Here is an 11,745-nt window from a genome sequence, read left to right on the forward strand (position 1 = left end):
AGTGGCACGGAACAGGGGGCAGGGGTCCGGTGCGCGCAGCACCGGGCCCCTTCTCGCGCGACCGACAGCGGTACCGGCGAGGGGCGGACCGACAGCGGTATCGGCGACGGGCGGACCGGGGCCACGCCTGAGAGTCGCACCGGCTCAGCCTGGGCGGCGGCCAGGTGCTCCCGACGAGTGGTCGGCGGGCGTCAGGGAGTGACCGGGCCGCTGGTCACGGTGGTCCATCGGCCGTCGGCGACCGAGAACACCGTCAGGCGCCGGTTGCGGGTGTCGCCGTACGCGTCGAAGGCGACGTGGCCCGTGACGCCGTCGAACCCGAGCCGGGACACGGCCTGGGGCATCTTGGCGCGGGCGTCTCGGGGCAGGGTGCCGCCGTTGGCCGCCACGAGGGACTTCACGGCCTCGATGAGCGTCCAGGTGGCGTCGTAGGCGTACGGTCCGTACCAGCCGGCCGCCTCGGGGTACCCGGCCTTGCGGTAGCGGGCGAGGAAGTCCGCCCCGCCCGCCTGGTGTTCGGCGGGCACGCCGATGTTGACGGCGAGGTCGCCGTCCGTCTTCGAGCCGGACGTGAGGAACTCCTGGTCGAAGATGCCGTCACCGCCCATCAGGGGGACGTTGACGCCGGCCTGCTTGAGCTGCTGGGAGAGCGGGCCGGCGGTGTCGTAGTAGCCGCCGAAGAAGACGGCTTCGGCGCCGGAGGCCCGGACCTTCCCGGCAAGTCCGGGGAACTCGCGCTGGGTGGGGTCGACATGCTCCGCGCCGACCACGGTTCCGCCGAGGGTCTCCAACTCGGCCGTGAAACCGGAGGTGAGGCCGGCGCCGTAGGAGCTCTTGTCGTCGATGACGTAGATCTTGCTCTTCCCGGCCTCGGCGTAGAGGTGTCGGGCGGCGAACGGCCCCTGGTCCACGTCCGTGGTCACGGTGCGGAAGTAGGTGCCGTACGGGCGGGCCTTGGTGCCCGCGGCCCAGTCGGGGCCCAGCGTCAGCGCGGGGTCGGTGTTGCTCGGTGAGACGTTGACCAGGTCCGCCTGGGCCAGGGGGCCCACCAGGGTCTGGGCCACGCTGGAGTTGAGCGGTCCGACGACGCCCAGGACCTTCGCGTCGGACACGAAGTCGGCGGCGTTCGGGACTCCGTTGGCAGGGGCGGCCGCGTCGTCCAGGGCCTTGATCTCGAACTTCACCCCGGGGACGTGCCTCTTCTCGTTCGCGGTCCTCACCGCCAGGTCGGCGGAGTTCCGGATGCCGAGGCCCCACGCGGACTGGCTGCCGCTCAGTGGCGCGTCCACCCCGATCACGACCGTGACGGCGGATTCCGCGGCGCCCTTGCCGGCTGCTCCGCCGCGGGGTGTCTCGTCGTCACGGGAGAGAGTCCAGGTCAGGGCGGAACCGGCCACGAGCGTGGCCAGTGCCGCGCCCAGGACGACGGAACGCCGGGTGAGCGCGCGTGCCGGTACCGGCTTCTGCTCGTCCTTCTCCGCCTCGGCCGTCGTCCCCAGCGAGACCAGGTCCTCGGTCGAGGGGACGGGGGTCGGAACCGGGACCGGGGCCGGCGGCGGGCCGCTCGGCCGGTCCGGGACGGGGCGTCGGGGGTCGGCCGCCGGGGCAGGCCCGGAGTCCGGGACCGTGGGCGTCCGCGGTGTCGCGGGCGGAGGGGGTGGAGAGGGTGTGGGCGGCGTACGGGGCCTCGGGGGTGCCTGCTCCGTTTCGGCGTCCGGTGCCGGGGCGCGCTCGGGCTCGGGCTCGGGTTCCGGTTCCATTTCCGATCCCGTTTCCGATCCCGGTCCCGTTTCCGATCCCGGTCCCGTTTCCGATCCCGGTCCCGTTTCCGATCCCGGCTCCGTTTCCGATCCCGATACCGGCTCCGGTCCCGGTCCTGGCTCCCGCTCCCGCTCCGGTCCCGGTCCTGGCTCCCGCTCCCGCTCCGGTCCCGGTCCTGGCTCCCGCTCCCGCTCCGGTCCCGGCTCCGGCTCCGGCTCGGCGGCCGTCTCGTACCGAGCCGGGAAGGAGCGGAGTACCGACGCCAGCATCCTGGCGGCCTCCGCGGCGCCCACCCGCTGCTCCGGGTCCTTGGTGAGCAGCGCCTCCAGTGCGGGCGCGAGCGGTCCGGCGTGGACCGGCGGCCGGTGCGGGCGGGTGAAGACGGCCACGGCCAGGGCGTGCAGCCCCTGCGCCTCGAACGGCGGCCGTCCCTCGACGGCGTGGTACAGGGTAGCGCCGAGCGCCCACAGGTCGTTGGCGGGTGTCGGGCGCTTGCCCTCCAACTGCTCCGGGGGCATGTACTGCGGTGTGCCGATGACGATCCCGCTGTGGCTCAGCTTGGTCGTGGCGTCCGCGAGGTGCGCGATGCCGAAGTCGGTGAGGACGACCCGGTCCTTGGTCAGAAGGACGTTGTCCGGCTTGATGTCGCGGTGGACGATCCGCGCCGCGTGGGCCTCGGCGAGCGCGTCGAGCATGGCGGCGCCGATCTCGGCCACGCGCTGCACGGGCAGCCGGCCCTGCTCGCGGATGGCGGCGGCCAGGGACTGCCCACGGATGAACTCCATGACGATCACAGGGGCGCCGTGGTGCTCCGCGACGTCATGGATCGTGATGATCCCGGGGTGGCTGAGAGTGACCGCCGCGCGGGCCTCGCTCATGAAGCGCCTGAGCAGCGTGGCACGGTCGCCCTCGTCCATGCCCGGCGGGAAGAGGACCTCCTTGACGGCGACCTCGCGCCCGAAGAGCTGCTGGTCCAGGCCACGCCAGACTCGGCCCATACCGCCCTGGCCGATGGGTTCGACCAATTGATACCGGCCGGCGATGAGTTCGGGGTTCCGCTCGGTCACGCGCACACTCTAGGTCCTGCGGACAGCGAGCCTGCGAAATTCGCTGGTACGCAGCCCGGGGCCCCTTGTACGTTGGCGTCGCGACCGCGCCTTCCGATGCGCTCGGCTGCGGCTACTTCCTTTGACAACCAAGTGACGCCGCCGCCCTCTTGATCTCGGCAGGCGCGGCGCTCTCGCCCCGTCGGACCCTTCGACCGGGGCCGTCCCGTCCCTTGAATCCAGGGGGATTCACTGCCTCGTCACACCCCACGCGTCTCCAAGGTCTGGTCCGAGATGCTGGTGGCCCCGCATGTCTCGGCGGCCGCCCGATCCGTGCCCCCGCCCCGGCTCCCCCACGGGCCCGCCTGGCCGGACCTCCGCGGCTACGCGGGCGGCCCGGCCTTCGTCCGGGAGCCTCGCGAGGAGCTGTTCCTCCTCGCGGTCGGCAACTTCGTCTCCCAGCGGACCTTCTACGAGAGCGGCGAGGAGCGGGACGGCCGGTTCCTGCGTCTCGTCGGTGAACTCGCGGTCCAGGATCCCGTATGGACGGCCGGTCTGCTGCGCTGGCTTCGCGGGGAGGGCAACATGCGGACGGCGTCCCTGGTGGGGGCCGCCACGTATGTGCGGGCCCGGCTCGATGCCGGGGAATGTGCGGGTCCGTCGAACCGGTCCGTGATCGACTCGGTGCTCCAGCGGGCCGACGAGCCCGGCGAGCTCCTCGCCTACTGGGTCGCCGCGTACGGGCGGCAGGTGCCGCAGCCGGTGAAGCGGGGCATCGCCGACGGCGTACGGCGGTTGTACACGTCGCGGTCCCTGCTCAAGTACGACACCGCCTCCAAGAACTTCCGTTTCGGCGACGTGCTCAACCTGGTGCACGCCTCTCCCGACCCGGACAAGCCCTGGCAAGGCCCGCTCTTCCGCTATGCGCTGGACCGCCGTCATCATCCGGAGCGGGCGGTCGCACCGGCCTCCGACCACGTACTGACCGCCCATCGGGCGCTGATGGAGATGCCTGCGGACGAGCGGCGGGCGGTGGTGACCGGGCCGGGCGGCTCCGAGCGGCTGGCCGCGGCCGGGATGACGTGGGAGGCCCTGGCGGGGTGGCTGCACGGACCGATGGACGCCGCGGTCTGGGAGGCCGTGATCCCCACGATGGGGCCGATGGCGCTTTTGCGGAACCTGCGGAACTTCGACGAGGCGGGAGTCTCGGACGAGGTCGCGGAGCAGGTTGCCGCACGGCTCTCGGACGCCTCTGAGGTCGCCCGGTCCCGCCAGTTCCCCTTCCGCTATCTGGCCGCCCACCGGCATGCGCCGTCGCAGCGCTGGGCTGCCGCGCTGGAACGGGCGCTGGGGCATTCCCTGGCCAACGTGCCGTCGCTGCCGGGCCGGACGCTGATCCTGGTGGACCGGTCCGACTCCATGTTCTGGGACACCGTCTCCGAGAGGTCCACGCTGAGCCGGGCGGACGCGGCCGCCGTGTTCGGCACCGCGTTGGCCCTGCGGGCCGAGCAGGCGGATCTGGTGGAGTTCGGCTGGAGCAGCAGAGCGGTGGCGTTCGAGCGGGATGAGCCGGTGCTGGAGGTGCTGCAACGGTTCCACAGTCTCGGAGGCACCCAGACCACGATGGCGGTGCGGGCTCATTACCGGCGGCACGACCGGGTCCTGATCGTCACCGACGAACAGGCCGCCCCCTACAGCCGTGGCGGCCCGGCCGAACCGGTCCCGGCCGACGTTCCCGTCTACACGTGGAACCTGGCGGGGTATCGGCCCGCCCACGGCCCTGCCGGCCCCCACCGGCACACCTTCGGAGGCCTCACGGACGCCGCGTTCCGGATGGTCGGCCTCATCGAGGCCGGCCGCGAGTCCGCCTGGCCGTGGTGCGGAGGGGTGGATGTCCAGCCCTGAGCGGCTTCCGCTGCGATGCGGCGATCAGCCGTAGAGCGAGCGGGCTCCTGGGCTGTCGCCCTTGAAGCGCTGGCCCGCGGCGATCTCGTCGCCGACCACCGACCAGACCGTCTCGTCGTCCTGGAAGGGGAGCGGGTCGATGCCGCTCGTCTCTTCCCGGACACGCTCGACCTCGCGCTCCAGGCGCTCGAAGTCGGCTTCCTCGTCACCGCTGAAGGTGAACTCCTCCAGCAGGCGCTGGAACCGGAGGGTGACCTGGACGAGGGAGGAGACGTCCGTGTGGAGTTCCTGCACGGTCCCCTCGTCGGCGTCGAAGGCCTGCACCTTGCCGGATTCGGGGTCGAGGGCGAGGTGGGCGTTGAGCAGCCAGCCGATGACGGGCCATGCGTGCGCGTCCTCCGCTGCGTCCTCGAAGTCCTCCGCGTCGACGACGTCCCGGACGAGGGACAGCCGGCCGGTGTCCTCGTCGGGCTCACGCAGATGGAGCGTCCCGGTGGGGACGCCGACGGTCTGCAGGAGGCGGGCGCCCTCGGTGTCCGCGACGGCGGGCGGGAAGGCGGTGGCGGGCAGGGTCACGATCCGGTCCTCGCCGAACAGGTCGGCGAGTTCGCCGCGCGTGATGTCGAAAAGCACTGCCAGAACTCCGAACTCAGCGGCATCACGGGCGCCGTGGCCTTCTCACGGATGGAAGCGGTGACAACCATAGCGTTGTGGATCGAGGAGCCTCCGGGGCGCCCGCGAGGGCCGAAGCCAGGTCTGCGTGTATGTAGTGTGCGGAAATGACAAGAAGTGAGCGACTCGCGGAGCAGCTGGACTGGTACTGGCACAAGAACCTGCGGCCGCGGCTCGATGGTCTTACCGATGAGGAGTACTTCTGGGAGCCGGTGCGTGGCTGCTGGAGCATCCGCCCACGTGGCACGTCGGCCGCACCGATGTCGGCGGGTTCGGGAGAGTGGACGATGGACTTCGCGTCCCCTGCCCCGGTGCCGGCGCCGGTGACCACGATTGCCTGGCGGCTGGCGCACATCATCGTCTCGTGCCTGGGCTATCGGGTCGGATGGTACTTCGGCGGCCAGGAGGTCGACTCCGAGACATTCGCCTACGCGGGGACCGCTGACGAGGCGCTGAAACAGCTCGATGAGATGTATGGGAGATGGAACACGGGGGTCCGCGAACTCTCGGACGCCGACCTGGACAATCCGCCCACGGTGGGTCCCGAGCGGTTTCCCATGGAGAACAGGGTCCTGCACGTCAACCGGGAGCTGATCCATCACGGCGCCGAGATTTCCCTGCTGCGCGACCTCTACCGCTGGCAGGACGGAGCCGCAGCGCGCCAAACGGTCAGCGCTGCGGATCGGTGATCTCCCGCAGCGCTTCCAGGGCCTGTCGGAGCTGTCGGGTGCGCCCGGGGCCCAGGTGGGCCGTCCACCGGCTCTGGATGTCGCGGACGACGGGCAGGCTCAGCTCGATGAGTTCGTGGCCGCGGGCGGTGATGGTGACGAGCCGGGCTCGTGCGTCGCGCGGGTCGGGGGCGCGTCGGACGTACCCGGCCCGCTCGAGCTGGTCGACGATCGACCCGATGGTCTGCTTGCTGACCTGTGACGCCTCGGCCAGCTCGGCCAGCCGCGAGCCCTCGGGGCCGATCCGCTGGAAGACCCGTGCCTGAGTGAGCGAGATGTCATGCCCGGCGGACTTCAGGGCGTCCATCACGGCCGACTCCATGAAGCGGTACGGGATGAACATCAGGAGTCCGAGGTTGAGCTCGTCGGCGTCGTCGTCGGCCATGTCTCCATCATTGCAGAAGGTCCGAGTCTCGTACTAATATGGTCCGAGATTCGGACTTCTGGAGGCCCTCATGGCCGACTCGAACCCCTACTGGTCCGCTGTGCGCACGACCCGACTGCGGATCGCCGACCTGCTTGAAGAGCTCGCTCCGGCCGAATGGGAGCAGGAGTCGTTGTGCCGCGGCTGGCGTGTGCGGGACGTCGCGGGACACCTCGCGCTGGTCCCTACGATCACCACCTGGGACATGGTCGCGGTGGCACCGCGTGCTCGGTTCAGCCCCGACCGGATCAACACCGTGCTGGCCCGCCGGCACGGCGACCGCGATCCGGCAGACCTGATCGCCGCGATCCGCGCCCACGCCGGCACCCGGCGGACGGCGAAGGTGCTGGACACGCGCAACGCGTTGTTCGACGCGATCGTCCACAGCCAGGACATCGCCCTCCCACTCGCTCGGCAGTTTCCCGTCCCGGCCGAGCACAGCCGCGAAGGACTGCGGCGGGTCTGGGCGATGGGCTGGCCGTTCCACGCCGAGCGCCGCCTGGCCGGCTTCACTCTCCGGGCGACCGACACCGACTGGACGGTGGGCGACGGACCGGAGGTCGCCGGGCCCGCACTGGCTCTGCTGCTGCTCTCGACCGGACGCACGGCTTGTCTCGACGCTCTGCAGGGCGCCGGCGCCGACCGGCTCAAGTCCTCGCGCGCAGACCGCTGAGACATCCGCGCGAAGGACGCTTGACGCCACCGACACCGTCCGGGGCGCACGTCCACCGGGTGAGCCGTGTCTCACCCATGCCCCCCTTGCTATGCAACGAGGTGCATAGCAAGATCGGGTGCATGGCGCTCGACCACGCGATCCTCGTCTCCCTGCTGGAGAAGCCGGGCTCCGGCTATGAGCTGGCCCGGCGGTTCGAGCGGTCCATCGGGTATTTCTGGACCGCCACGCACCAGCAGATCTACCGCGTTCTCAAGCGCATGGAGACCGAGGGCTGGGTCGAGGTCCGGGACGTCCCGCAGTACGGGCGCCCGGACAAGAAGGAGTACTCCGTCACCGGGCCCGGGCGGGACGCGCTGTCCGCGTGGCTGCACGAACCGACCGAGCCCGAGAGTGTGCGGCACGACCTCGCGGTGAAGGTCCGCGGTGCGGCCTTCGACGATCCGGCCGGTCTGATCCGTGAGGTCGAGCGGCACCGGCAGGCGCACACGGACCGCCTCGCCCACTACCTCGCGGGCGAGGAACGCGACTTCGGGGAAGCCCCGGCGGACGGTCCGCTCGACGCCGAACGGGAGCTCCAGCACGTCGTGCTGCGCGGCGGAATCGCGTACGAGCGGATGATGATCGCCTGGCTCGACGACGTCCTCGCCACACTCGCCCGCTTCGACGCCGGTCACTGACCGGCCGAGCAGGACCCGGGGACCGTGCCCGGACCCACCCTCACCCCTCTCAGCCGAAAGGCGGCATCCATGGCCGACGCGCTGCTCTTCAACCCGCGGACGTACGACCCCGCGCACTTCGACCCGGAGACCCGCAGGCTGCTGCGCGCCACCGTCGACTGGTTCGAGGAGCGGGGCAAGCGCCGGCTGATCGAGGACTACCGGACCCGCGCCTGGCTCGGTGACTTCCTCGCCTTCGCCGCGAAGGAGGGCCTCTTCGCGACCTTCCTCACGCCCGCCTCCGCAGCCGGAGAAGGCGAGGGCGACAAGCGCTGGGACACCGCCCGCATAGCCGCGCTCAACGAGATCCTCGGCTTCTACGGCCTGGACTACTGGTACGCCTGGCAGGTCACCATCCTCGGCCTCGGCCCCGTCTGGCAGAGCGACAACGCCGACGCCCGCGCCCGAGCGGCCGAACTCCTCTCCCAGGGCGAGGTGTTCGCCTTCGGCCTGTCCGAGAAGGCCCACGGCGCCGACATCTACTCCACCGACATGCTGCTCGAGCCGGACGGCGACGGCGGCTTCCGGGCCACCGGCTCCAAGTACTACATCGGCAACGGCAATGCCGCCGGGCTCGTCTCCGTCTTCGGCCGCCGCACCGACGTCGAGGGCCCCGACGGCTACGTCTTCTTCGCCGCCGACAGCCGCCACCCGGCGTACCACCTGGTCAAGAATGTCGTCGACTCGTCGAAGTTCGTCAGCGAGTTCCGCCTGGAGGACTATCCCGTAGCCGCGGAGGACGTCCTGCACACCGGCCGCGCCGCTTTCGACGCCGCCCTCAACACCGTCAACGTGGGCAAGTTCAACCTGTGCACCGCCTCGATCGGCATCTGCGAGCACGCGATGTACGAGGCCGTCACTCACGCCCAGAACCGCATCCTCTACGGCCGCCCCGTCACCGCCTTCCCGCACGTGCGGCGGGAGTTGACCGACGCGTACGTCCGGCTCGTCGGCATGAAGCTGTTCAGCGACCGCGCCGTCGACTACTTCCGCACGGCGGGCCCCGACGACCGGCGCTACCTCCTCTTCAACCCCATGACGAAGATGAAGGTGACCACCGAGGGCGAGAAGGTCATCGACCTGATGTGGGACGTCATCGCCGCCAAGGGCTTCGAGAAGGACAACTACTTCGCCCAGGCCGCCGTCGAGATCCGCGGCCTGCCGAAGCTGGAGGGCACCGTCCACGTCAACCTGGCGCTGATCCTCAAGTTCATGCGCAACCACCTCCTCGACCCGGTCGCCTACGAGCCCGTCCCGACCCGCCTCGACGCGGCCGACGACGACTTCCTCTTCCGGCAGGGGCCCGCCCGCGGCCTCGGCTCGGTGCGCTTCCACGACTGGCGGCCGGCCTTCGACACGTACGCCCATCTGTCCAACGTCGCCCGCTTCCGCGAACAGGCCGACGCGCTCTGCGAGTTCGTCCGCACTGCCGCTCCTGACGAGCAGCAGAGCCGGGACCTCGACCTGCTCCTCGCCGTGGGGCAGCTCTTCGCGCTCGTCGTCCACGGGCAGCTCGTCCTGGAGCAGGCGGCGCTGTCGGGCCTCGACGAGGATGTGCTCGACGAGCTGTTCGCCGTCCTCGTGCGCGACTTCTCCGCGCACGCCGTCGAGCTGCACGGCAAGGACTCCGCGACCGAGGAGCAGCAGCTCTGGGCGCTCGGCGCGGTCCGGCGTCCGGTCGTCGACGGGGCGCGTTCGGAGCGTGTCTGGCAGCGCGTCGAGGCGCTGTCGGGGGCGTACGAGATGATGCCCTGACGGTTCGTCAGGGGCTCGCAAGGGCCTGCGGGTAGGGCGGCGGCCGGCGAAACGTCGGTCGCCGCACTCGCCCGAGGGCTTCCGGTGCTCCTGCTCAACTCGACTCCGTGACAGAGGAGTTGATCGACTCGTCCTTCACGCGCACGCTGGTTTACATCGATGTACATGCGGCTCTAGCCTGACACGGATTCCCCTCCCCCGCAGGAAGGAAGACCGCGTTGATCCTCCGCCTGTCACACCTCACCGGACGCCGCAGGCGTCGCCCCCGGGCTCGTGTCGCACTGTTCGGCCTGGTCACGGCGCTGGGCCTGATGCTCGCCGGCCCGGCCGCCGCCGACGCCGTACCACCGGCTCCCGCCGTACCGGCGGCGGACGGCCTCTCCCCCGCCGCCACGGGCACCCCCTTGCGGGACGGAACGGCGCTGTACCCACGTCTGGTCCGGCTCGCGCACAACGGCTCGGCCAACGGCCGCGTCCTCGCCAGTGTCGTCACCTTCGACGGCAACAACGGCATCGGCGCCATCCACGAGAGCACCGACTCCGGAGCGAGTTTCCGCGAGGTCGGCCGGATCGCCGATCCCGAGTCCGCGGCGGGCCAGGGCCTGTGCTGCGCCACCCTCTTCGAACTCCCCCGGCAGGTGGGCGCGTTGCCCGCCGGAACCCTGCTCTGGGCCTCCTCCGTGGGCCAGGACGAGCAGAACCGCCGTATGGCGCTGCGGATCTGGCGGAGCAACGACGTGGGGCGCACCTGGTCCTATCTGTCGGCCTGCGCGGTGGCGAACGGCACGGGCGGGTTGTGGGAACCGGAGTTCTCCGTGGCCGTCGACGGCGCTCTCGTGTGCCATTACGCGGACGAGACGGACCCGGCGCACAGCCAGAAGCTCGTCGCCGCCCGCAGCTACGACGGGGTGCACTGGCAGGGCCACCACGACACCGTCGCGAGCACCTGGTCCGAGGACCGGCCGGGCATGCCGGTGGTACGGCGGCTACCCAACGGCACGTACTTCATGAGCTACGAGATCTGCAATCCGGGCGGCCAGTACCAGTGCGTGGTGCACTACCGCACCTCCGCCGACGGCTGGAACTGGGGCAGCCCGGCCTCCCTCGGGTTCCGGCCGGAGACCGTCGACGGCAAGTACTTCCGAGCCGCACCGACCATCGCCTGGGCACCGGCGCCCGGCGGCGGGCCGAACGGGCGGATACTGCTGATCGGGCAGCGCCTGCTCAACCGCGACGGCACCCCCGCCGCGGACAGCGGCCGGACGATCCTCGCCAACACCGAGAACGGCAGCGGTCCCTGGTACGAGATCCCGTCGCCGGTGACCGTGCCCGAGCCCGGGGTGAACTACTGCCAGAACTACAGCTCGCCGCTGCTACCTTCGGTCGACGGCACCCGCGTCCTGCAGGTCGCCACCGACTTCGACGGCACGGTGTGCCGGGCCTGGTTCGGCAGCGGCTCACTGACCGGCAGCGGTGACGCCGCCGGAGTCGTCGACGGCGGGCTCTACCGGCTGGTCAACGCGGGCAGCGGGCACTGCCTGGACGTGGCCGCCGACTCCCGCGCGCCCGGCGGGAACGTCCAGCAGTGGACCTGCAACGGGCTCGGCCCGCAGGAGTGGACCCTGCGGTCCCATGGCGGCGGCCACTTCACGCTGACCGGGCGGAACAGCGGTCTGTGCCTCGACGTGGAGAACGGCTCCCCGACGCCGGGCGCGAACGTGCGGCAGTGGTACTGCAACGGGCAGGCAGCCCAGGACTGGCGGCCGGCGAACGTCGGCCGGGGTTACTACCGGCTGGTCGTCCGCTCCAGCGGCCAGTGTCTGGACGTGGCGGCGGGCTCGCGTGAGCCCGGGGCCAATGTCCAGCAGTGGACGTGCAACGGGCTCCAGCCGCAGATCTGGCGGCTGGAGCGGGTGTGACGCGCGGCGTCCTCCCGGTGTATGCCGGGAGGACGCCGCCGGGTCCGGCTAGGGCCTGTCGTTTGGATCAGGCCGGCTGCGAGGCGCTTCCGCCTCCTGGCCGGGTCGAGCGGGGTCTGGTGCGTGCAGCTGCAAGGCGGAGG

General features: G+C 71.1%; 9 protein-coding genes. 6 read left to right on the forward strand and 3 right to left on the reverse strand.

Annotated features, from left to right (window positions below; translation table 11 throughout):
- Nucleotides 1–191 precede the first annotated feature (191 nt).
- Entirely contained in the window at nt 192–2,828 is a 2,637-nt protein-coding gene (locus ACIQ6Y_RS34010) for a bifunctional serine/threonine-protein kinase/ABC transporter substrate-binding protein (protein WP_404045076.1), read from the reverse strand.
- A gap of 273 nt (nt 2,829–3,101) precedes the next feature.
- Here ACIQ6Y_RS34010 and ACIQ6Y_RS34015 point away from each other — a divergent pair, with 273 nt between their 5' ends.
- Nucleotides 3,102–4,712: a TROVE domain-containing protein gene (locus ACIQ6Y_RS34015; protein WP_404045078.1), complete on the forward strand. Its 1,611-nt coding sequence runs from the start codon at nt 3,102–3,104 to the stop codon at nt 4,710–4,712.
- 24 nt (nt 4,713–4,736) lie between these two features.
- On the opposite strand, the gene ACIQ6Y_RS34020 is transcribed toward ACIQ6Y_RS34015, so the two are convergent.
- Nucleotides 4,737–5,345, reverse strand: a complete 609-nt coding sequence (locus tag ACIQ6Y_RS34020; RefSeq protein WP_404045081.1) for an SUKH-4 family immunity protein — start codon at nt 5,343–5,345, stop codon at nt 4,737–4,739.
- A 146-nt stretch (nt 5,346–5,491) separates the two neighbouring features.
- Between ACIQ6Y_RS34020 and ACIQ6Y_RS34025 the strand changes: the two genes are divergently transcribed.
- Nucleotides 5,492–6,073, forward strand: coding sequence for a DinB family protein (locus ACIQ6Y_RS34025; RefSeq protein WP_404045084.1), 582 nt, complete (start codon nt 5,492–5,494; stop codon nt 6,071–6,073).
- Here ACIQ6Y_RS34025 and ACIQ6Y_RS34030 read toward each other — a convergent pair.
- Nucleotides 6,054–6,497 (reverse strand): MarR family winged helix-turn-helix transcriptional regulator, encoded by a 444-nt coding sequence (locus tag ACIQ6Y_RS34030; RefSeq protein ID WP_404045087.1) that lies wholly within the window; start codon nt 6,495–6,497, stop codon nt 6,054–6,056. The genes ACIQ6Y_RS34025 and ACIQ6Y_RS34030 overlap by 20 nt on opposite strands.
- A gap of 70 nt (nt 6,498–6,567) precedes the next feature.
- Between ACIQ6Y_RS34030 and ACIQ6Y_RS34035 the strand changes: the two genes are divergently transcribed.
- The 4 genes from ACIQ6Y_RS34035 to ACIQ6Y_RS34050 all read left to right on the forward strand — a co-directional run bounded on the left by ACIQ6Y_RS34035 (nt 6,568) and on the right by ACIQ6Y_RS34050 (nt 11,602).
- Nucleotides 6,568–7,209, forward strand: coding sequence for a maleylpyruvate isomerase family mycothiol-dependent enzyme (locus ACIQ6Y_RS34035; RefSeq protein ID WP_404045090.1), 642 nt, complete (start codon nt 6,568–6,570; stop codon nt 7,207–7,209).
- Between the two features lie 122 nt (nt 7,210–7,331).
- Nucleotides 7,332–7,889, forward strand: coding sequence for a PadR family transcriptional regulator (locus tag ACIQ6Y_RS34040; protein WP_404045092.1), 558 nt, complete (start codon nt 7,332–7,334; stop codon nt 7,887–7,889).
- 69 nt (nt 7,890–7,958) lie between these two features.
- Complete coding sequence (locus ACIQ6Y_RS34045) at nt 7,959–9,683, forward strand: acyl-CoA dehydrogenase family protein (protein ID WP_404045095.1); 1,725 nt, start codon at nt 7,959–7,961, stop codon at nt 9,681–9,683.
- 311 nt (nt 9,684–9,994) lie between these two features.
- A complete protein-coding gene (locus ACIQ6Y_RS34050) occupies nt 9,995–11,602 on the forward strand; it encodes an RICIN domain-containing protein (protein WP_404045140.1) in 1,608 nt (535 codons plus the stop codon).
- The last annotated feature ends 143 nt before the right edge of the window (nt 11,603–11,745 follow it).

It is taken from the genome of Streptomyces sp. NPDC096205, from assembly GCF_044763135.1.
In the GTDB taxonomy this organism is placed as follows: Bacteria; Actinomycetota; Actinomycetes; order Streptomycetales; family Streptomycetaceae; genus Streptomyces.

Bases quoted from the DNA above. Each gene is read 5' to 3' on its own strand.
- ACIQ6Y_RS34025 (WP_404045084.1), top strand. From the start codon at position 5,492: ATGACAAGAAGTGAGCGACTCGCGGAGCAGCTGGACTGGTACTGGCAC.
- ACIQ6Y_RS34035 (WP_404045090.1), top strand. From the start codon at position 6,568: ATGGCCGACTCGAACCCCTACTGGTCCGCTGTGCGCACGACCCGACTG.
- ACIQ6Y_RS34045 (WP_404045095.1), top strand. From the start codon at position 7,959: ATGGCCGACGCGCTGCTCTTCAACCCGCGGACGTACGACCCCGCGCAC.
- ACIQ6Y_RS34040 (WP_404045092.1), top strand. From the start codon at position 7,332: ATGGCGCTCGACCACGCGATCCTCGTCTCCCTGCTGGAGAAGCCGGGC.
- ACIQ6Y_RS34030 (WP_404045087.1), bottom strand. From the start codon at position 6,497: ATGGCCGACGACGACGCCGACGAGCTCAACCTCGGACTCCTGATGTTC.
- ACIQ6Y_RS34050 (WP_404045140.1), top strand. From the start codon at position 9,995: ATGCTCGCCGGCCCGGCCGCCGCCGACGCCGTACCACCGGCTCCCGCC.
- ACIQ6Y_RS34015 (WP_404045078.1), top strand. From the start codon at position 3,102: ATGCTGGTGGCCCCGCATGTCTCGGCGGCCGCCCGATCCGTGCCCCCG.